The sequence below is a fragment of the Vreelandella titanicae BH1 genome, assembly GCF_000336575.1.
Lineage (GTDB): Bacteria > Pseudomonadota > Gammaproteobacteria > Pseudomonadales > Halomonadaceae > Vreelandella > Vreelandella titanicae.
Genome location: NZ_AOPO01000014.1, coordinates 23,864 through 43,725 on the forward strand (window position 1 = coordinate 23,864; position 19,862 = coordinate 43,725).

Consider the following 19,862-nt stretch of genomic DNA (forward strand, 5'->3'; position numbering starts at 1 on the left):
CTCTGACTAGCTTACCTTTAATCGCTTGCCGAACAGCATGGCGCCCAGTGTCGTGGTATTGGCGAGCTTATTAAGCCCCACTGACCCCACCACACCAACCGCCATAAGCGCCAGTGCATACACGCCAATGGGCAACGACAACGGCTCGACAGCCAGATCAGCGAGCACAAAGAACATGGGGTGAGCCAAGTAAATGCCAAACGAATACGCATTAATGTGGCGCACCCACAAAGGCGCAGGACGCCCGGCCAAGTAGCGCATGGCACACAGCGTGAACAGCACGAAGAAAGGAATGACCCACACCTCTTTGGAAGAGAAGGCCAGCCAACCTGCAAAGGTCGCGGCAATAATCAGCGCCACCATTAGCACCAACCAGACCGGGCGGGCCATTTGCTGCATCCAGGCAGGCCGCGCCAGCATCACGCTCTCAGGGGGTAGCGGGTAGTAGCGCACCAGCACCAGGGCAAGAAAAAACACATAGATCCAACCCAGTGGAGCAATCCACAGCAGATAGCCGGGCAGGTCAACCTCAAACCAGTAAGCCAACCCCCAATACGCCATGCTGATCACACAAGCGCCCCACAGCCACGGCACCGGGTTCAAACGCCACAGCTGCCAACGGGTAAACAGCCAATAGGCCACATAAAACTGCATCGCAATAATCAAAAAATAGCCATGCCAGCCCGCGTACACATAATACTCAATGGCGTTGGCCACGAACCCCACCGGTTCATCCGATGGCTGTTGGCTTAGCCATTCAGCCGTCGAATAAATAAAGCCATACACAAAATAGGGCACCATTACATACTTCACGCGCTGGGCAAGGAATCCTTCCGGCACGGATTTATCGTAGCGAACGGCAAACACAAAGACCGCAATAAACAGGAAAATCGGGGTACCCAACACCAGCGGTATGCGCATCAAATCGGTGGCAACATTATCGAGGCGCTGATTGACATGATCTAGTAAGTGAAACAAAAAAACGGCTATACAGCCGTAAGCACGCAACCAATAGATCTCTTCAATTTTGCGCATTGGGCCTCCCGCCTCGACCTACTCCTACCCTGGCATTTTGCATGGCGATGATGAATGACTATGCTAACTGACTGTCTTATATGGCTATGATGAACAATAAAAGCCTTCGCGCTGTCCGACCCCATTGAACAGTTTTAATTCCCGGAGGAAACGTGTTCATCCCTAAGCCACCAGTATTCTCGTACCGATTTCACTCCCTACTTACGGCATTTATTGGCTGGCTAACGTTCAGTGGCCATAGTCTAGCCAGCGAGGTTGAACACCATCAGTTTTTCTCGCCCACGCTAGGTTACGACTACCCCTACAGTATTTATTTACCCGACAATTATGACGCCCAAGCGACAGACGCGTATCCGGTCGTTTATATGCTGCACGGCTCATTTAACACTGACCGCGACTGGGTTTCTCGCGGCAACTTGCAGCAGGTGGCGGATAGGTTAATCGCTGCCGGGCATATTCCTCCGGCCGTTTTCATTATGCCCGGCAGTCGCAGTTGGTGGGTAGATGGCCACAACGAACCCGCCCGCAGCGCATTTTTTAACGACCTAATGCCACATGTGGAAGCAACCTATCGCGTGGGACAAGAGCGCCACCTGCGTGGCGTGGCAGGCTATTCCGCTGGCGGTTACGGCGCACTCAACTTTGCCCTGGAACGGCCTGAACTGTTTGCCGCGGTAGCCGCGCTAAGCCCCGCCAGCTACGCCCCCCTGCCGCCGCGTAACTCCACCGCCTGGCGCCACCCCTCATTTATCAATGACCAGGGTCGATTTGATCGCGAGCTGTGGCAAAACCTTAACTACACCAACTACTTGGAAGAGTATCGCCTGCGCGTAACCCCCCGCGGTACCGAAGATGAGGGCGACCTTTCCCCCGTACCGCTGTATATCAGCGCCGGGCGTAGCGACGTTTATGATGCAGAATTTCACGCCCGCATACTGCGCCAAGCCATGGAACGCATCCAGCCCAACGATGTGCGCCTCGACCTCTACCCCGGTGGCCATACATGGAAAGTATGGCGCGCCAGCCTACCGGCAGCGCTAAACTTTCTCTTTCAATACGTGGGACAAGAAAACAGCCCAGAGGTGGAGACCAACAGGGCGGAGGATGAACAGCATACATAACCCCATTGAAGGCACTACACTGAAACTACACTCATCACGTCATTCAACAAGACAAGGAAGACAGCGATGCATCAGCATATCGAATGGGACGAACCCGGCAGCGCCAGTGTTATGCAGTACTTTAAAAAACACCCGGATCAAAGCAGCCAACCCGACCCGGGCGACATCATTTCCGCACGCTACCAAGGCGCCATGGTGCGCGTTAAAGTAGAAGCCTACCGAGAAGATGACGCCGTCAGCATCGGTGAAGTCGCCGCCATCATCGACACCGACGGCAGCCGCCATCAAAGCCACAACAAGCTGGAAGTCGGCCATATCGTCCGGGTACCCGATGGCAAACGCGCCATGGAAAAATGGGGTGACAACGAAACATAAGCATGCAGAGTGGCGCGGTTCGCGATACAGCGTTAACAGCCTTTAATCGCAGATCGCTTGCAAGGCAGCCCATTCAGCTGGCGTTAGAATCGCAGTAGTACCGCCTTGGCTTTCAGCTAATTGCTGGGCCTGGGTACCGCGCCAGCTGGAATCAGGGTGTGTAGATAAATGCTCGGGGGTAGCAATATCACCGTCCTCCAGCCCCTCGATCCGCGTAAAAAAGTTTGCAAACCCAGCTGCATCAACTTCCGCCGTAGCGAGCATTTCGAGAGCAAAACGGTCTGCCTCGACTTCAGCCTCCCGGCTATAAGAAGCAGTAAGCAAATGCTCACCCACCACCGCGGCACCCGCAAGATCGCCAAAAACCATGCTAAGCAGCCCCGCAGCCCCCGCCGCCCGTAATGCTTGCCGCATTGGGTCTCGCCGCTCCACATGGCCAATTTCATGAGCCAGTACCCCCGCCACCTCTTCGGGGGACTCAGCCTCTTCCAGCAATGCACTCAGAATAACCACCTGCCCGCCGGGAGCGGCAAACGCATTGACTTCAGAATGACCGAAAACCTGAATGTCTATGGCGTAGTGCATATCACGCCCTGCAGTCAGCCTCTCCAGCATCGTATCTAGCGCCGCCACCCCCTCAGGAGAATCGCAGCGCTGCATGCCTGCGTTTGAACTACTTAGCACCCATTCGATTTGCTGGGTAACGGCTTTACCAAACGCAACTTCGCGCTCGATAGGAATGGCCTGAGCCAGGATATTGGCCATGCCCGGCAAAATAACGAAAAGCATCAGCGCAATGGCCACCACCGCGCCCGTTCCCCATCCTGCCATGCGCAACCAGGTTCTTTTACGGACATCACGGCGGAAAAGATCAGGCTGTGTGGCACGCAACCAAGCAATAAAGTCGTTATCAGTGACAATAAGCCGTGCAGGATCTCTCTCGTCAACAGACGAGACATAACGGGTCAAGGTCAGCTGTTTTGTACTCGAGCTATCACGAAGAGCACGAAGATCGGCGAGTTCCCAGCGAACGGGGTCAGCTAGCGATTCTGCGTGGATGACCAGCGCCTGCTGGTCATCTAACACCGAAATGCACACCTCATGACGATAGGCCGTCACGCCGTCAAAGAATTGCGCCTGCAACATTAAAATGCGCCAGCGACATCGAGTGCATCCGCCACGCCCTCAGCACCAACGGCATCATCTGCCTGACGCTGCTGGATTTGATGTAAAGGCTCGGGATTTATGATACTAAACGTCTGAACATAATGCCCCAGTATAGGCTGAGTAATCATCACCATTTTCATTGCCTGAAACAGCAAGAATAAAAAGATATAGCTCAGCGCAGCACCAATGAATCCAACCGTGACTGACGAGATACCAAAATCAAAAATGGCCGTCATAACACTTATTATAAATATTATAAATAACGACATTACCCCCATCCCGACAGCTGCAATAAAGTAAATCCTGATAATAGCCCCCGTGCGCGGCTCAGCCTTAAAGCTAACCTCCTCGCCTAGCGTCTTGTGAGAAGTCATATAAGCAAAACTCTTAACCTGGTAATACACAACACCGATAGCCACCCAGACGCCGCCAACACAAAGCAGGGCTGTCGCGAGACCGTTATACCCCCATGTAAAAATACCTAAACATACCAAGAGAATGACGATACCAATAAACAAATGCGTTAGCGACGAGTAGAGACGCGGCCAAGATCCACCCTGCTTGATACGAGCATCACCATAGTAACTCCGCTCGGCCATATACTGCTCTAACTTGAACGTAGCCAGCGGGGCCAGCGCACCCAATGTTACGACCGTCAGCAACCTGTAGCCGATGGCACGGATCACATACCCCCAAGCGCCTTTTTCCATACTAAAACGAATGCCGCACCACCGCGTTCGACTCATCATGTATCGGCGTTTCTGATAACTGGCATAAAAAAGAAGAGGCAAAACAGCAAGAATGTGTATATACACAACAACCAGATAACGAGCTTGCTCAGTTGGATTAGTAGCACTCGACGAGACGTTAAACATCGAAAGGCCGAAGTAGAAGAGCAACATCTGAAAAACGCCGAGATACAACGCCAGGATAACCAGGGCAATGAGAAAGCCAATAAACTTCTCAAGCCCTGTTCCCGTGTACTCCAAGGCAGAATCATTGGCGCTTGTAGAGCCCCAAAGATACTGACGGATGCGAGTCGTTTGCCAGAAACGGTAAATCCCCAAAGTAAGGATAGTGAGTAAGCCGGTCTTAAAAACCAGAAAGAAAAGCGAGAGACTATCGGGCTCTTGACGAGCGGCCACGCTTTTCGGTTCAGACGCTAAGTGATGAGTGTCCATGCGGGAAAGATCCATGTCTTTTAACGTTAGTGATATAGCTTAATTTGACGTCTAGCTAAATAAGTATATCTCAACGCTGCACAAAAACTAAGTAATCTTTGCCATTAATTGCAATTAGATAACCAGAAACCGGCAGAAGGACTCAATGCTCGCCACTTATGACGGTTCATGCACATTTCGAGTAGGCGTGATAAGCCTCAAGCGCAGCGGTGCCAAGGGCACACTAAATAAATCTATAGCCATACTGCCTGGGCGGCAGCGCACGCAAAGTTGACCGCACGAGTTGCTGCGCTAGATTTCTGAGCTGCCTGGGCAGCAGCTAACCGGGTGACCGGCAGGGCTTTAGGGTGTGTGGCTTTCTGAGCCGCCTGGGCGGCAGCTAAACTATCGGGATTTTCTTCAGACATCCCGCCTCCTTTTCTGAGCTGCCTAGGCGGCAGCTAACTTTTCATCATACCGCGCGGCGGCCGTTGCGTATTTCTGAGCTGCCTGAGCGGCAGCGCGCGTGCATGTGACGACGCCAGCGGCGAGATCGACTTTCTGAGCTGCCTGCACGGCAGCGAACCCTGGGCAATGCTGACGCCCGCCGCATTGGCTTTTCTGAGCTGCCTGGGCGGCAGCTAACCTCCTCTTCCTCCGGCGTGCATACTGCAAACTTTTCTGAGCTGCCTGCACGGCAGCGAACATGGGAAGCGCTATAGCGAGGGTTTGTTTTTGTTTCTGAGCTGCCTGCACGGCAGCGAACGACGTAGTTCGCAAGGGCGACACCGTGCTAGTTTTCTGAGCTGCCTGGGCGGCAGCGCACACGGACGTATCGCGCTTCACCCGCGCAATGAATTTCTGAGCTGCCTGGGCGGCAGCGCACGTCATGGGAATATCCTATAACCGAGGCAGACTTTTCTGAGCTGCCTGGGCGGCAGCGCACATCTAACTGGCTTGATCTGTGCCGATAGTATATTTCTGAGCTGCCTGGGCGGCAGCGCACACCAATTGCAGGTACTCGCCCAAGTTGTTCTTTTTCTGAGCTGCCTGGGCGGCAGCGCACTCCAGTCGATCTATAAAAAGGGCTTTGATTTAGTTTCTGAGCTGCCTGGGCGGCAGCGCACACTGAATGCGGGTAAACTCTGCGTCCTCTTTATTTCTGAGCTGCCTGGGCGGCAGCGCACTCAGGAGGCCATATGGCAACTCTACCCACTAATTTCTGAGCTGCCTGGGCGGCAGCGCACGTGCGCAGGGCGGCGTTGGCTTTGCGGTAGCTTTTCTGAGCTGCCTGGGCGGCAGCGCACCGGATGCGCTCGGTTTGGGTGGCGTGGTTCTGTTTCTGAGCTGCCTGGGCGGCAGCGCACTAGAGCATATCAAAATTAATGTGCTGATTGTTAAAGAGCTTTAGCCAAAAAAAGCGGTATCACCCTTTTTCGAGCGACACCGCTAAGTGATTGATTATTGGTCGCCTATTTTCATGTTAGAAAAAAGGGTCAAAACCACGGCACTGTGGCGTCAGGGCTTAAGCCATAGTGATTAAACGAACCCGCCACCGGTTTTTCCTGAGGCTTGCCGTGTTCAATAAACAGGCTAAAGCGCTGCTGGGTGGAGCGGCTGTTTATTTGCACGAAGGGTAGCTCAATGCGCCGCGCCGCTAGCTTGGCATAAATCTGCTGCGCTTCATCTTCCGAAATGTCATGCCGCTTGGCATAGCGTTTGGCACGGCTTGGGCTGCCCGTATTGAACTGCTTGCGCGCCACGTTGAAGTGCTGAGAATTGGCGGGCACGGCAAGCACCTCGCTGACTTGGGTGTGATCACGCATGCCGGTTAGCCAGTCAGCGCCCATCAATTGCCCCAGCCGTGCCTGAGTGCCATGCAAACGCAGGTGATCACCTAATGTACGAGCACGGACTCCATGCTTATGGCCTGGAAAGCTAACGCCTAAATCCGTTGCCTGTAGGTCGAATAGCGCCCGGTGCAACTTGTTGTAAAGCGCACCCATCAGCATCGCCGGGGCAAAGTCAGGGTCAGGCCTAAGCCGAATATCAATATAGTGATCCATGGCTTACCCCGCTTCGCCGAAGACACCGCCACGGATCAGTGTTGCCATCACAAAGTGCTGATCTTCCTTCGTAGGCACTTGATCCTTGATCATCCAGTTATCCAGCAGTGAGTAGAAATCGGCCTTCTGCTTGGGCTGGCGGTACGCTTTGCCCTGGGTGGTCACTGAGCCATAAGGCTCGACAGCAATAGGCCCGAGGTCATCATCGTTTTCATTGGGGTACCAAGTGTCGATGGTGCGAATGGCATTACCCAGCTTTTGCGAGTGAATACCGGCAATATCGCTGACGTGATAAAGCGTTTTGCTCTTATCGCCACGACCCCGATCAAGAATCAGCTCTTGGGACGGAAACACCTCTTGGCCGCTACCCATACGCACATAGGCAACCACCTCAAGCAGTAAGTGCTGTTCACCCGCCAGCGCTGCTGCGATAACACTGGCAAGCTCTTTAAGCTCAGCAGTGTCCTCGAAAGCCCGCAACGAGAGCGACAGTGCATCAAAGTTCCACTCTTTAGTGGCTTTGCCCTGTGCCAGTTGGCGAATACTTACCTCTACTTGCTCTGCCCCCATACGGTTGCGCCACAAAAAACGCCCATTGGCGAGATTATTGGCGTACCGCTGGGCCAGCTCGCCGAAGCCTTGCGCTTGCTTATATGCGGCGACGGCTTGTTCCAGCTTGGCTTGGTATTCGGCGTTATTGCAGGCGGAGGGCATCCCGGCACCGGCTAGCACTCGAAGGGTGAAACGAGCTACCAGGGTGTCAGCATCGTGGGGAAGTGTGGCGACATCCACCGTTTGCAGGTTGGGGGTTTCAATCTGTGCATCCAGCTTGGCGGGATCTTGGTCTTTCGCTTTTAAGCGGTTGGAAATAGTGCCGCGAACCGATTTTTCACGCACCACGACCGGCTGCCATTGCTGTTCATCTTGCCGCTTATCCCAGTTGCTGGCGTATAGCAGCGCATCGGAAGGGTCGAGCTTGCGCTCAAAAGCGAGGACGGAAGCGGTTTTAAGGGTATCGTTTTTAGCCATGATAAAGCTCCTTGTTTACTGTGCTGAGGCGCGAAGGTGGTAATCGTTATTGAGACGGTAAAGCCCCGCTTCTTCGTCGTTATCAACGTACCAAAGCAGGTCTTCAGGTTGCTTCATGCGGTGCGGGCTGACCCATTCACCAATGGAGTAGAGGCTTTCGACAAAGCGAAACTGGGTCATGGTATCGCGGGCGTTAGCCACTTCTCCGGGCTGGAAAAGGTCGGAAATAGCGCCATAACCAACTGGAATCGGCACAAGCCAGCCGCGATAGGGCCGCTGCGCCTGCCAAACGGGCTTCTTGTTGGGTTCACCTTCATTCTCTAACGTGCAAACATGGTTAAGACGAGAGAGGTCTAACCACGCATCCAGCAAACTGGCCTCAGGGTTGTGTTTTTGCAGCGTTGTGAGGTGTTCGGTGAGGTAGTCATCGCGCAGGGTCAGCGCAAAGCCCGGCAGCCAGCGGCGCTTCAGTCGAGCGAACTGCTTGTAGCGTTCATCTTCGTTGTCATCAAGCATGACCCATTGCGGGCGCTGCTTATGGCTCGGCACGTTGCGATTGGGCACCACACTGCCACCGGCAATACGCATGCCCGATACAGTCTCACTGATTTGGTGGGCGATATCCTCATGCTCGCTTTCTGCAGTGCCGGTATCAATCGCGAAGATCAGCGTGATATCCAGATGGATACGCCCTTCTTCTACAATCGCTGCCGTACCACCGGTTTTGTCCACCGGGTTGCGCGTCAGGTGAAAGCCACGAATGTAACCACCTTCAGTGGCCTGGGCTTCAAAGTCGTGGCAAATAACCCCAACGCGACCTAACGAAACGGGAAGACTCGCCTCTGCTAACTTCCGCTCCAGAGCATGCATCAAACCTACAAAAGCACTCATGGCAGGAAAGCCCCAGGTCATTGGGCTGGAAATCGCGTTGGCGTTTTGTACCCGCAAGCGCGGTAGAACCAGGAGGTTTTTCACTTCACTCATCGTCATCACCTCCTGGCAGGTTGTGTAAGTCTTCCATTAGGCTTTCCATCCATCGACGGTCACGATCCTGCAGGCGTTGATGGGTAGCATCTTTCGCCAATGTTTTCTGCCAGTGGCGAAATTCCACATCGCCTAATGGAAGCTTTTCACCCAACGCCGCATTGAGCCAGTTAGCAAAACGGTGGCGAATCTCTTCTGCCCACTCCACGCTGTTTCGAGCTTCACGAAAAGGAACATCCTCTTCAGCGCGGCCAGGATCTAGCCAGAAGGCTTCTTCGGCGACCAATTCACATTTTTCATCGTCGCTCCAACCCGCAGGTAGGCTATGCATCTGCATGGCAAACAGCGCTAGCTCGTCCATCAGCATGGCCGTGTAATCATCGCGCAGGTCTCGGGTGTGCATATCTGTGGAGGGATCGGTCTCCAGAAAGCGCTTGAAGTCTTTAACAAGGGAGCGCACTTCTGACCGGCTGCCAAATACACCAGGGTGAGAAAACACAGAGGCTACTTTTAGCGGCGGGCGAATATCACTCACATTCCAGCTAGGCGGAAGCGATGCCAATAAATAATTGTTACCACCCCGCTCACTATTAAGTTGCGAGATATTTTGCGGCTTGGTGCCGCCCATTTTTTGTACGGCTAGGTTGGGGTAGCTGTGCACAGGTTGCTCAGCGTATTTACCTTCCCGCTTGGCTTTGCGTGAGTCTTTGGCCTCTTCGCTAAAGCGGTCATGGTTAATGGTTTGAAATACACGATGGGCCAACGAGGTGGCATAGAGCGGGGCTAGCAAACGGAAGTTATCGGCGTCATTTTCTAGCTCTGCGGCATCATCACCCACCAGCCAGTAGAGCTGTTTGCCGCGGGTATGTGAGGCGTGCTCGCCACGCGGTTCGGTAATCGCGGCAAAGGCATTGATCCACGCCTGGGCTTGTTCGGGATTATCGCTTAAAGCTTTGGCAAACTCGCTATCGTTTTCTAGTGCATGCTCAAGCAGCGATTTTCCTTCGAACTGCAGCTTCAAGAACTTATATACATCCAAGGCTGCGGCGTTCCCCACGACATCGCCCGCAAAATCAGCGGGTAGCACATGACTACCCACTAGGTTGTGGGCATGTAGCGATTCGGGTGGGGCGTAAAGATTGGAGCCTTTGGCATCGGGGTGGATAGGTTTTAGCGAGTGGGTGACGACTTGCAGTTGACCAACGCGCCTTGCCGCATCGTTGACCCAGGTATCGAATTGAAATTGCTCAACCAATGCCTGGTATTTTGGATCGTCGGGAGCTAGCTTTTCCGCTTTTGTATCGAAGCGCTCTTTTAAAAAGACTTCGATCAATGCTCGGAGTTGCTGCCAACTTCCGCTAGGAATGGTAGGCATTATTTATCCTTACGAATTTGGGAATCACTGAAATTCGTGCCAAAATAAGCCCCGAGGCAATACGCCTCGGGGCATCTGGCAGGCCGATCTAAAAGTCGGCCTCAAAATATTATGTTTACATGATAGCCAATCATGCTCAGAACCCTCCTATCTGCTCTGACCCTGCAGATTTGGGTAACAACGACGCATAAATATGTTTCAAGCCAGCCAAGGTGGTGTGCTACCACCCCTTGGCTAATTTGATACTAGGTCATCATTTTAAAATCATCAACCAGTTTATTCATTATAGTAATTATAAGATAAAATGACTTTGACTGTCTGTATCGCTACCCTATCTACGTTGCCGCCCAGGCAGCTTAGAAAAGTTTCTTCATTAGAGTAATGTGCGCTGCCGCCCAGGCAGCGGGCCGGTGTCTATCACCGGCCTTCATTTGCTCCGCCAAAACCCCAACACCGGGTGATACCCCCAACGCTGATTTCTAGCCGAGGCGGTCACCGTGCCGAAGGTACGGGCGGCGCGATCAAGAGAGATATCCAAGTCTTCCGCCAAGTCGGCGAGCGCTGTTAAATAGTCGCTGGCTCCCCAGGGTTGAATCCGCTCGCCCTGCTCTTTTGCTAGATCTACCCGCACCAGCAGGCTCTCCTCCACCGGAACGTGGAGCTTTTCACCTCGCCTTGCGCCGTCGTCTACGCGGTGCAGCGTCCAGGTTTCGCCGCCCTCATCGGGCAGCAGCGCGAGCGTTATTTCAGGCTCAAACTGCTTGCGAAATGGGTCACGCTGAATCAATACACCTGTTAAATGCAGTTGCGGCATCACATGCCAGCTATAGGCTCCCAAGGGCGGCGGCTTGGGGGTTTTACCAATTCTTATCTCTTTTTTAGTTAACGGCTCGGCGGGCTGTTCAATCATTAACTGGTGCAGCCGCTCATGCTCCAGATCGACAAGGCTGTCTTTGGCGTGCAGCGTTTCCCGCGCCAGCACGCGGGGGCGGGCATCGATCACCTGGTACTCATCCGGCGTTAACAAGGTGTTAAGTGAGTGGTTTTTGAGACGCCAAGTAGCGTTTGTTTCAAAGCCTGGCCTATAAAAAGCAGGTTCGCCCGGCCGTTCAAGGTCTTTTAGATTGGTCTCTAAGAGCAAAATATTGGCCACTTCGCAGGCTTGTTCGCGGTGGCGGCGCACCCTGCCCGCTAGCTGGATAATTGAGCGCATGGAAGAAGGCTCTACTATAGCCCAGTCGTAATCGTGGTCGCGGCCAACTTCGGTGACCGGCGAACCCAGCACGATAAACAGGTGGTCGTTCTCTTCGCTGCTATCCAGCAGACGGCGGATATCCGGCTGCTGAAACACGCGCTCGGGTTCGGCCCGTTGCAACGTTTTGTCTAACCGGCGCTCAATTTCAGAGCGCATGACCAACGGGTGGCGGGAGTGGTAAACGCAGAGATGAATACGCACTCCGTCAGGGGCGCCCTGCTGAAACAGTGCCCTGGCCACATCTACTAAGGGGTCGATATTGGCCATACGAATAAGGCCAAAGCTGACGCGTTTGCTGGTGTGAGGATCAACGGAGTGGTGCTGCTGGTGAAGCGCCAGCGCATGCTCGCGTAGCAGCGCTGAAACCGCGGGCCTAATTTCTTCTGGTCGCTTACCCAGCGATGGCAACGACAAAATATCGCCACGGCGGCGCACCGGGCTAGTAGATAGGCGCTCTAACCGGCGCTTGGCAAAGGCGTGATGCGCGGCCTTGAAGGTCTCGCTACTGGCGCAGTTTTCATGCTGTCGGTCGTGCTCGTCGAACCAGGCGCAGCAAATATCGGTCGCTAACCCCGGCTCGCCGCGGTGACGCTGAAAAGCTTCGCGACCGCTGCGATAGGCTTCATACAAACCCTCCACCAGCGCAGGCGGCAAGGTGGCCGATGAAAGCAGTACCCGTGACCCTAGCAGCCCAGCCCAATTGACGAGCCGGGTAAGCGCAGGCAGGTCGTTGATATCGAAATCGTCGATCTCATCCAGCACCAGGTCACTGCTCATTAGGCGCAGCATGGGCACGATTTGACGCCCGCCACGGGTGCTCTCCGTGGCAGGCACAAGATGATCAACGGTACATACCAAAATGGGGGCGGCGATCAGCGCGCGGGTGCCCGGCTCATCGCTCAAACGGCGCAGTACCGGGTGGCTATCAAAATTGCCGTCAAACACCACGTGGGCATCTTCTTCAATCAGTGCCTGTTTGGATGCCGAGCCGCTGCCTTCGGCTTCCTGCTCGTAGTGTTCAAATAGGGCTTTATTGGCACTGCCACCTACCCGCACGGCGAGCTCATCGTCGCCCAGATGCAGACGGTCACGTAATGCTTGGCCAGTTTGCAGAGTGAGCGTGCGCAGCCCTAGGGCTATGCTAAAGCGCGCGCCCTGCTGGGGGTCGGCCAAAGCGTACATAATGCGCCCATTCGCTAGGGTTTTACCGCAGCCCGTGGACGCCATATTAATGCCAAAAAAGCCTTGTCGCTGGCTACGTTCCCTAAGCGACTGTGCCAGATCAAAGGCTTTATCCTGCCAGCGAAACCGTGGGTGGCTGCTGCGTTTTCGGAAGCCTTTATGGCGCGCTAGACGGGGTAAGTGACTGTCTACACTGGGCAGCGCACGGGCGACCGCGGCGGCATGTTTTTCAACCCCCAGAATATGCTCATCCAACGGCTGATTGGGCTTGCCGGTTTTGCGCACGGTATTGGCAATTAGCGGGTAATTGGGCTCGCCGCGAACGCGATGCTGAAGGTCTTCAAGGCTGGAGTAGTGGTGATCGGCCAGCATTAAGCTAAGCCGGGCTAAGTGCATAACGTAACGGCTTTCCAACCAGTGCCCGCCATTTTGCAGTCGCGCCTGTAACCGCGTGGCAAGCTTTTTAGCACGATCACGCCAACGTGGGGTGCTAACGGGCAATCCGGCCTTGAACTGCCAGTAGGGCGCGATGCGTTTAGAGTCTTGCGTTTCAGGAATCTCGTTCCACTCGGCATGAATGGAAGCAAACAATCCTCCCAGTTGTTCCGCCTGAAGTGGTGCGTTTCCTCTGCCCCAGCGCCTTTCATTTTCGCCAACTTTTTCCGGCGGTTTTAAAGGTAGCCGGTGGTGGCTAAGCACCAGCCAACCCAGCGCTGCAGCCAGCGGCGGTAAGCGACTAAACACCAATGAGGTGGGGGCATCTATCCCGTCGCGCTCTAATCCATCTAGCCAGTCCTGCTCTTGATAGCTGCCTTCGGCCAGACGCGCCAGCCAAGTAGCGTCGTCGTCACTGCCTACAAACGCTTGGAACAGACGAAGCGATATCCACTCATGGCGGTATAAGTTGCGCCCTTCCAACTTGCCTTTAAGCCGCTGCTGAAAGGCGTCGCAGGCTTTGCCCAGGTCGTGTAGTAACGCAGCAAAGGCAGTGAGCAAAAGAATATCTTCACCGTTGTGCCAATCATTTTCATCACGGCGGCGCAGGATATCTCGGGCAGTGGTATTGGTGGGCACCGCGCCATTGATATTAAACCGCGAGGCATCCCCCACCACCCACACAAGCTCGCTGTGGTCGTGGCCACGAATCCAGTGGCAAGCAACGGCGGTATTTTTGCGGGCTTTTTTACGCAGCAGTTTGCGCAGTGTATCCAGCCCGGCTTGGGTGATCGGTGTTTGCCAGGTGCGGTCGCCGCGGCGTTCGGCAAACTGGTCGAGGATGCGGCGCGTCTCTTTCAGGGCGTTTTTGTTGCATTGGGAAATCAGCAGCACGTTCATGCTTCGCCACTCCCCAGCGCTTGGGCGACGTCCTTGAGGGTATCGATCATAAAATCGAGGGATTCGGTGCGGGTTAATCGCTCAATACAGGCCTGACGAAACTCCTGCTCTTCATCACCGCGCATGGCGGAAATAAACGCCTGAGGCAGAATCACCGCGTCTTTCACTAAGTCCGCCACATCAAAGACTAGGCCGCCCCGGCGGGTTTTACCGTGGAGCACCGCAAGCCCATGGGGTATTCCCAACACCCAAGTGGCGGTCGCCGCCAGACCATAGGCAAGATAGTTGCCGTGATCGAGAAAGCGGTTGGCAGGATCGGTGCCGGTACCGCGTTTGGCACGGGTGAAGTCGCCGTAGTCGACCGCATTAACCGCCAGCTTAAACAGCGTTTTGGTTAAACGCGCTTCCAGGGTCAGTAGGTCAACGGTGCTGGGGGCTTTGTTGATTGCTTCACGGTGGTGGTTCAGCGCGCTATGCAGGTGATCGGTGGCAATAGTAAAACCAGCGTCTTTCATCACGCGGCTTGTCCACAGCGATTCAATACACGCCAAGCGTGCCTGCTGAAATGCACGGGCGGCATCTAGGCGTTTTACATCATCAAACCAGAAGCGCACCCAGTATTGGAGATACTCCGTGGGTCGATACTCACTTTGCGGGGTCAGCCAGGCGACATCCACATCAACCTCATTGGCGGCAAATAACGGCGTACCGCCCCCACCACAAAACCCCACCAGCACCCCAGCTTTCGCCAATTCGCGCATAGCCGCTTGGGTAATCGAGGTGCCAGTACCCAACAGTATCGAGGTGGTGTTGGCAATGGGAATATTCCAGTATCGGGATTTACTGCCCTCATCGGTGACATACTCCACTCGGCCACCGTTCACCAACACCCGACAATGCTGCAGGTAATAGAGGTTGGCACGCTTGGAATGAAGAATGGTTTTTAGGTCACTGGGCGAAAAGTCATCCATGCGGTGCTCCTGATTATCGTCTTCCCCCATCTAACCATCCTTCACCCTGCAGCACCATTGACCTTAGTCATACTTCGCCACCCCTGAATCCCCCCACGTCTCATTTGTTTTGCGTGCTACGCTTAGCGCGACTGCTCCCCCTATATAGGCACTTCACCATGCATGCTTTTCGTCTTGTTGCCGCGTTGGTTACCACCTTGGTAATCACTCTGCCTGTCTCGCTACAAGCACAAGCCCAGACCCAAGCTCAAACCAGCGAGCAGTGGAGTGAGTACGATGATGTGTTTGAGGACGGCGCACGCCACGCTAATATTTGGCAATGGGGTTGGTCGGGCATTTACGCCACCAGCCTGGCGGTGAACGCTTACCAATCCAGCGAGGCGAGCGATCCAGATGACCGCTTTGATGCACGGGTGGGTGTGGTGAAATCAGCGCTGGCCTTGGGTGGTATGCTGACCGACCGCCAGCCGCACCCGGCGGCACTGACCGAATATGAGCGTTTGAAAGCCAGTGGCGATTTAAGCGGCGTACAGGCGCTAGGCTTGCAGCTCGCCCAGGCAGAGCGTGAGCGCCGCGGCTGGGGTGCCCAGATAAGTTCGCTAGTGGTGAATGGCGTGGCGGGTGCAGTGATTGCCGCCGATGGCAGAAAAAGTGATGGTGCTATCAACTTTGCTACCGGCATGCTGGTGAATGAGCTACAAATTTGGACACAGCCGAATCAGGCGTCTTCTGCGATTAATCGCTTCCAACCCGCTAATCTATCGCTGGGGCCGATCACTATTCCCGGTGAATACGCGCTGCATGTAGCGCCGCAGCAGCTAGGTGCTACCTGGCGCTATTGATACACCCTACGGTTATTCCCTTAAAGCGCTGGCGACGGTTTTCCGCTAGCGCTTTATCGTTGCTAGCGCGGCGTGAACGAGTAAAATACTCAGCAATTTTTTGGCTTTGCCAAACGTTATGTTATAACCTATTTGAAATTATACGAGGCCGCTTGATGAGTGAGCATACGCACCGCCATAACAAGGAGGGCCCTTGTCACTTCTCCTTGATGTCGCTATCGGCTGTTAAACGGCTGTTGTTTGTTGCCGTGCCGCTATTGGCGCTGTGGGGTTTGGTGGTTTGGGCTAGCGGGTGGTTAGGATGAGTCAACGCTCTTTATCACGCTTACAGCTGCACAACCTGCATTTGGCCCAGGCGCGCCGCACGGTGCTGGAACATATCGAGGGCGACTTTAAGCCGGGTGCGATTACCGCGCTGATTGGCGCTAACGGCGCCGGTAAAAGCACGCTGATTCAGGCCATTATGGGCGAACTTCGGCCCATTAGCGGCGAAGTGGTCTGCACCGTCGCAAAAGAGCGCCGGGCGTGGCTGCCACAGCAGTTGGCGCTGGATCTCACCTTCCCGATGAGTGTGGAAGAGTTAGTCATGACCGGCAGCTGGCCCAGCCACGGCGCGTTAACCGGCTATTGTGCAGGGCACTACCGTAAAGGCCGCGAGATTATGGCGCGGCTGGGTATTTCGCACTTGGCCCACCGCCCGCTGGGCGAACTTTCCGGTGGCCAGCGCCAGCGTGCACTGATCGGCCGTACGCTAATGCAGGAAGCCGAGCTACTGCTGCTTGATGAGCCGTTTGCCAACGTGGATAGCGAAACCGTGGATATTTTGATCCGTATCCTGCGCCAAATGGCGGACGACGGCGCGACGATCATTGTCGTGCTGCACGATATGGATCACCTGCGCCGCCTGGCCGATGAAGTACTGATGCTAAACGGCGGCCATGGCCGTTGGGTCGCGCCCAGTGCGCTGACCCATCAACACGCACCCGCTCAGGTAGTGCCGTTTACCATGGGAGGACGCCATGCTGGATCTGCTTAATGCGTGGTTTGTCAGCCCGTTCGATTACGGCTTTATGCGCCGCGCGGTGGTGGGTGGTTTGGCGCTTTCGTTGGCCGCGCCGCCGCTGGGTGTGTTTTTGGTGCTACGCGGTATGAGCCTGATTGGCGATGCCATGGCCCACGCGATTCTGCCCGGTGTCGCGCTGGGGTTCCTGCTGGCGGGATTTTCGCTGCCGATTATGAGCATTGGCGGGGTGCTATTTGGCTTAATGGTCGCGCTGCTGGCGGGGGCGGTCTCAAAAATGGGCGGCCAACGCGAAGATGCCGCCATGGCGAGCTTTTTTATTATCTCGCTAGCCGCAGGCGTGATGCTGATTTCGCTGGGCGGTAGCAGCGTTGACCTTACCCATGTGCTGTTCGGCTCGATTCTGGCGATCAACTCCACCGCGCTGTTGCTAATCGCGGGTATCAGTACGTTGATTGTGCTGACCCTGGCAGTGGTGTTTCGCGCCCTGGTAGTGGAGTGTTTGGACCCGCTGTTTTTACGTGGCCAAAGCCGCCGCAGCGGTTGGGTACACAGCGTTTTCCTGGGCCTGCTGGTGCTGAACCTAACCGCCGGCTTTCAAACCCTGGGTACGCTAATGGCGGTGGGACTGATGATGCTGCCCGCCACCTCGGCGCGCTTTTGGAGCAAACGCCTGGAGGGCTTGATCGGCATCGCTATTGTGCTGGCCATGGTAGCGAGCACCGGTGGCCTGCTGCTCTCTTTTCATCTGGATATCCCCTCTGGCCCGAGCATTATTCTGCTGGCGGGGTTCGGTTATCTCTTTTCGGCCCTGTTTGGTCGCTACCACAGCTTGGCAGCCAAGCTGAGGCGTAAAACCACGCCGCTTGAAGTGGAGCAAGGGGCTTAATTATCAGTCTTCATGTTTATCGTAAGGAGTGTTGTATGTCGCTTGCCTATTTATCATCTCGGCCTTCGCGCTGGTTAGTCGGTGTTTCCGCTATGCTGGCTCTGCCTGCTGCCATGGCTAATGAGCGCGTTCAGGTGGTGACCAGTTTCTCTATCCTGGCGGATATGGTGGAAAACGTAGGCGGCGAGCATGTCGAGGTGACCCCGCTGGTGGCTGCCGATGGCGATGCCCACGTTTACTCCCCCAGCCCTGGCGACGCACGCTCCCTGGCCAATGCCGATTTAGTCGTTTTCAACGGTCTGCTGTTTGAGGGCTGGATGGAGCGCCTGATTAGCGCCAGCGACTACAACGGGCCGATGGTCACCGCGACCGATGGTATTGAACCGCTCTCTTTCGCTGCACATGAAGAGCACGGCCATGATGATCATGACGAGCACGACCATGGGCACGACGACCATGACCACGAAGAGCATGCCGATGAGCACGCGGGGCATGACCATGGCAATCAAGACCCTCACGCTTGGCAGGATATGCATCAAGCCGAGGTGTATATCGCCAATATCCGCGATGGCTTAATCGCCGCCGACGCCGATAACGCCGATGCCTACCGCGCCAATGCGGAGCAGTATTTACAGGAAATGGCCGAGGTAGACGACGAGATTCGTGCGCTGATTGACGAGATCCCGGCCTCCACCAGCGTGATTACCGGCCACGACTCCTTTGGCTACTTCTCAAGCGCCTACGGGGTGACCTTCCTCTCTCCAGTAGGGCTTTCCACGGAAGCCGACCCCAGTGGCGCCAGCATGGCGGCGCTAGTGGATGTGATTGAGCAGGAGAACGTGAAGGCGCTGTTCCACGAGAACATGACCAACCAGTCGATCATCACCCAGCTCGCCGAAGAGACCGGCCTGCCCATTGCGGGCACGCTCTACGCCGATGCGCTGGCAGCAGAGGGTGAAGCGAGCACTTATCTGGGTATGATGCGCCACAATGCCCATGTGCTGCACGACGCGTTGGCCCAGCCGGGTCATAACGACCACGATGATCATGGTCACAGCCACTAAGCAGTTAACGTCAATAGTGCTGCTCAGGCATTAATGGCCGTGAGCAGCCACTCCCGGAAGGACGCCATGGCGTGGGTTTCGGGGCGTGTCTGCAGGCGAGTCAGCCAGTAACCGCCCAGACTGACAGCGGTGTCGAAAGGCTGTACCAGTGCGCCGCTGTTTAGTTGGCGGGGAAACATCAGCGGTGGCGCCAGCGCCACGCCTGCCCCTTGTAGGGCTGCTTCCACCATGGCGATGGAAGAGTCAAACACAATGCTGTTGGTCATCGGAAAGCTGCGTGGTAGCCCTGCCGCCAATAGCCACTCTGTCCACTCATCGGCGCGATAAGAGCGCAGCCAGGTTTCCCCCAGCACATCGGCTGGGGTGTTCAGCCGCGCGGCGATATCAGGTATGCACATTACCGAGAGTGACGCCGGTAGTAGCGGCTGTGCCGCGGTACCGTGCCAGGCCCCCGTGCCAAAGCGGATCGCAAAATCCAGCCCTTCGCCGGCAATATCCGCTCGGTTGTTATGGGTGGAGAGCCGTAAATCGACGTAAGGGTACTGGCGCTGAAAATCTCCCAGCCTCGGCAGCAACCAGCCGACGGCAAAAGTCCCCACCACGCCGACGTTTAATACCTCCCGATAGCTGCTCTCGCCCACCCGCTCCAGCGTGTGGGCTATCTGGTCGAATGAACTCTTCAATACCGGCAGCAGCAGTTCGCCCTCCTGAGTAAGCATTAGCCCCCTGGGCAAACGCTTGAACAGCGGCACCTTCAACAGCGTTTCGAGCAGCTTAACCTGATGGCTTACCGCCGCTTGGGTCACATGAAGCTCTTCTGCCGCGCGGGTAAAGCTTAAATGCCTGGCCGACGCCTCAAACGCGCGCAGCGCCTTCAACGGCAGGTAGGGACGCACCACCTTGACCCCCAAATTTTTCTAATGGCTTATGCAAAATATCGCTGTTTGTGAATTGCCGCAGCGCGCCGTAAGTTAACCACTGTCACGGGCTT

At 55.4% G+C, this 19,862-nt stretch carries 18 protein-coding genes; 7 read left to right on the forward strand and 11 right to left on the reverse strand.

Going from position 1 to position 19,862, the window contains the following annotated elements; genetic code table 11:
* Positions 1–6: 6 nt before the first annotated feature.
* Positions 7–1,035: an acyltransferase family protein gene (locus HALTITAN_RS19490; RefSeq protein WP_009288118.1), complete on the reverse strand. Its 1,029-nt coding sequence runs from the start codon at positions 1,033–1,035 to the stop codon at positions 7–9.
* A 152-nt stretch (positions 1,036–1,187) separates the two neighbouring features.
* Here HALTITAN_RS19490 and HALTITAN_RS19495 point away from each other — a divergent pair, with 152 nt between their 5' ends.
* Together HALTITAN_RS19495 and HALTITAN_RS19500 are read left to right on the forward strand one after the other, a co-directional pair.
* Positions 1,188–2,156, forward strand: coding sequence for an alpha/beta hydrolase (locus HALTITAN_RS19495; RefSeq protein ID WP_009288119.1), 969 nt, complete (start codon positions 1,188–1,190; stop codon positions 2,154–2,156).
* Between the two features lie 66 nt (positions 2,157–2,222).
* Positions 2,223–2,531 carry a hypothetical protein gene (locus HALTITAN_RS19500; protein ID WP_027958153.1) on the forward strand — a complete coding sequence of 103 codons (309 nt, stop codon included), beginning with the start codon at positions 2,223–2,225 and terminating at the stop codon, positions 2,529–2,531.
* A 42-nt stretch (positions 2,532–2,573) separates the two neighbouring features.
* Here the strand turns inward: HALTITAN_RS19500 and HALTITAN_RS19505 are convergent, their stop codons facing one another.
* The 9 genes from HALTITAN_RS19505 to cas1f all read right to left on the reverse strand — a co-directional run bounded on the left by HALTITAN_RS19505 (position 2,574) and on the right by cas1f (position 15,055).
* Positions 2,574–3,677 carry a M48 family metallopeptidase gene (locus HALTITAN_RS19505; RefSeq protein ID WP_009288120.1) on the reverse strand — a complete coding sequence of 368 codons (1,104 nt, stop codon included), beginning with the start codon at positions 3,675–3,677 and terminating at the stop codon, positions 2,574–2,576.
* A complete protein-coding gene (locus tag HALTITAN_RS19510) occupies positions 3,677–4,879 on the reverse strand; it encodes a DUF898 family protein (RefSeq protein ID WP_051052152.1) in 1,203 nt (400 codons plus the stop codon). Before HALTITAN_RS19510 ends, HALTITAN_RS19505 begins: the two co-directional genes overlap by 1 nt.
* 233 nt (positions 4,880–5,112) lie before the next feature.
* Positions 5,113–5,286 (reverse strand): hypothetical protein, encoded by a 174-nt coding sequence (locus tag HALTITAN_RS26405; protein WP_411572278.1) that lies wholly within the window; start codon positions 5,284–5,286, stop codon positions 5,113–5,115.
* Between the two features lie 1,068 nt (positions 5,287–6,354).
* The gene (gene cas6f / locus HALTITAN_RS19515; protein ID WP_009288124.1) at positions 6,355–6,924 is read right to left on the reverse strand and encodes a type I-F CRISPR-associated endoribonuclease Cas6/Csy4; all 570 of its coding nucleotides are present in this window, start codon (positions 6,922–6,924) and stop codon (positions 6,355–6,357) included.
* A gap of 3 nt (positions 6,925–6,927) precedes the next feature.
* Entirely contained in the window at positions 6,928–7,953 is a 1,026-nt protein-coding gene (csy3, locus tag HALTITAN_RS19520) for a type I-F CRISPR-associated protein Csy3 (protein WP_039860204.1), read from the reverse strand.
* 15 nt (positions 7,954–7,968) lie between these two features.
* Positions 7,969–8,937, reverse strand: coding sequence for a type I-F CRISPR-associated protein Csy2 (csy2, locus tag HALTITAN_RS19525; RefSeq protein WP_039860206.1), 969 nt, complete (start codon positions 8,935–8,937; stop codon positions 7,969–7,971).
* Positions 8,930–10,312 (reverse strand): type I-F CRISPR-associated protein Csy1, encoded by a 1,383-nt coding sequence (csy1, locus tag HALTITAN_RS19530; RefSeq protein ID WP_009288126.1) that lies wholly within the window; start codon positions 10,310–10,312, stop codon positions 8,930–8,932. The genes csy2 and csy1 overlap by 8 nt, the downstream gene beginning before the upstream one ends.
* Before the next feature lie 427 nt (positions 10,313–10,739).
* The gene (gene cas3f, locus HALTITAN_RS19535) at positions 10,740–14,084 is read right to left on the reverse strand and encodes a type I-F CRISPR-associated helicase Cas3f (protein WP_009288127.1); all 3,345 of its coding nucleotides are present in this window, start codon (positions 14,082–14,084) and stop codon (positions 10,740–10,742) included.
* Entirely contained in the window at positions 14,081–15,055 is a 975-nt protein-coding gene (gene cas1f, locus HALTITAN_RS19540) for a type I-F CRISPR-associated endonuclease Cas1f (RefSeq protein ID WP_039860232.1), read from the reverse strand. Before cas1f ends, cas3f begins: the two co-directional genes overlap by 4 nt.
* A 158-nt stretch (positions 15,056–15,213) precedes the next feature.
* On the opposite strand from cas1f, the gene HALTITAN_RS19545 reads away from it, so the two are divergent.
* The 5 genes from HALTITAN_RS19545 to HALTITAN_RS19560 all read left to right on the forward strand — a co-directional run bounded on the left by HALTITAN_RS19545 (position 15,214) and on the right by HALTITAN_RS19560 (position 18,871).
* Complete coding sequence (locus HALTITAN_RS19545; RefSeq protein ID WP_039860207.1) at positions 15,214–15,897, forward strand: hypothetical protein; 684 nt, start codon at positions 15,214–15,216, stop codon at positions 15,895–15,897.
* Positions 15,898–16,052: 155 nt separating this feature from the next.
* Positions 16,053–16,202: a hypothetical protein gene (locus tag HALTITAN_RS25775; protein WP_162836274.1), complete on the forward strand. Its 150-nt coding sequence runs from the start codon at positions 16,053–16,055 to the stop codon at positions 16,200–16,202.
* Entirely contained in the window at positions 16,199–16,933 is a 735-nt protein-coding gene (locus HALTITAN_RS19550) for a metal ABC transporter ATP-binding protein (RefSeq protein WP_035539377.1), read from the forward strand. Before HALTITAN_RS25775 ends, HALTITAN_RS19550 begins: the two co-directional genes overlap by 4 nt.
* Positions 16,917–17,807, forward strand: a complete 891-nt coding sequence (locus HALTITAN_RS19555; protein ID WP_009288130.1) for a metal ABC transporter permease — start codon at positions 16,917–16,919, stop codon at positions 17,805–17,807. Before HALTITAN_RS19550 ends, HALTITAN_RS19555 begins: the two co-directional genes overlap by 17 nt.
* 35 nt (positions 17,808–17,842) lie before the next feature.
* Positions 17,843–18,871 (forward strand): metal ABC transporter solute-binding protein, Zn/Mn family, encoded by a 1,029-nt coding sequence (locus HALTITAN_RS19560; protein ID WP_009288131.1) that lies wholly within the window; start codon positions 17,843–17,845, stop codon positions 18,869–18,871.
* A gap of 23 nt (positions 18,872–18,894) precedes the next feature.
* Here the strand turns inward: HALTITAN_RS19560 and HALTITAN_RS19565 are convergent, their stop codons facing one another.
* The gene (locus HALTITAN_RS19565; protein WP_039860208.1) at positions 18,895–19,770 is read right to left on the reverse strand and encodes a LysR family transcriptional regulator; all 876 of its coding nucleotides are present in this window, start codon (positions 19,768–19,770) and stop codon (positions 18,895–18,897) included.
* Between the last annotated feature and the right edge of the window lie 92 nt (positions 19,771–19,862).

Coding starts and splice junctions, on each gene's coding strand:
- HALTITAN_RS19490 (WP_009288118.1), bottom strand. CDS start 1,035: ATGCGCAAAATTGAAGAGATCTATTGGTTGCGTGCTTACGGCTGTATA.
- HALTITAN_RS19500 (WP_027958153.1), top strand. CDS start 2,223: ATGCATCAGCATATCGAATGGGACGAACCCGGCAGCGCCAGTGTTATG.
- HALTITAN_RS19505 (WP_009288120.1), bottom strand. CDS start 3,677: ATGTTGCAGGCGCAATTCTTTGACGGCGTGACGGCCTATCGTCATGAG.
- HALTITAN_RS19510 (WP_051052152.1), bottom strand. CDS start 4,879: ATGGACACTCATCACTTAGCGTCTGAACCGAAAAGCGTGGCCGCTCGT.
- HALTITAN_RS26405 (WP_411572278.1), bottom strand. CDS start 5,286: ATGTCTGAAGAAAATCCCGATAGTTTAGCTGCCGCCCAGGCGGCTCAG.
- cas6f (WP_009288124.1), bottom strand. CDS start 6,924: ATGGATCACTATATTGATATTCGGCTTAGGCCTGACCCTGACTTTGCC.
- csy3 (WP_039860204.1), bottom strand. CDS start 7,953: ATGGCTAAAAACGATACCCTTAAAACCGCTTCCGTCCTCGCTTTTGAG.
- csy2 (WP_039860206.1), bottom strand. CDS start 8,937: ATGAGTGAAGTGAAAAACCTCCTGGTTCTACCGCGCTTGCGGGTACAA.
- csy1 (WP_009288126.1), bottom strand. CDS start 10,312: ATGCCTACCATTCCTAGCGGAAGTTGGCAGCAACTCCGAGCATTGATC.
- cas3f (WP_009288127.1), bottom strand. CDS start 14,084: ATGAACGTGCTGCTGATTTCCCAATGCAACAAAAACGCCCTGAAAGAG.
- cas1f (WP_039860232.1), bottom strand. CDS start 15,055: ATGGATGACTTTTCGCCCAGTGACCTAAAAACCATTCTTCATTCCAAG.
- HALTITAN_RS19545 (WP_039860207.1), top strand. CDS start 15,214: ATGCATGCTTTTCGTCTTGTTGCCGCGTTGGTTACCACCTTGGTAATC.
- HALTITAN_RS25775 (WP_162836274.1), top strand. CDS start 16,053: ATGAGTGAGCATACGCACCGCCATAACAAGGAGGGCCCTTGTCACTTC.
- HALTITAN_RS19550 (WP_035539377.1), top strand. CDS start 16,199: ATGAGTCAACGCTCTTTATCACGCTTACAGCTGCACAACCTGCATTTG.
- HALTITAN_RS19555 (WP_009288130.1), top strand. CDS start 16,917: ATGCTGGATCTGCTTAATGCGTGGTTTGTCAGCCCGTTCGATTACGGC.
- HALTITAN_RS19560 (WP_009288131.1), top strand. CDS start 17,843: ATGTCGCTTGCCTATTTATCATCTCGGCCTTCGCGCTGGTTAGTCGGT.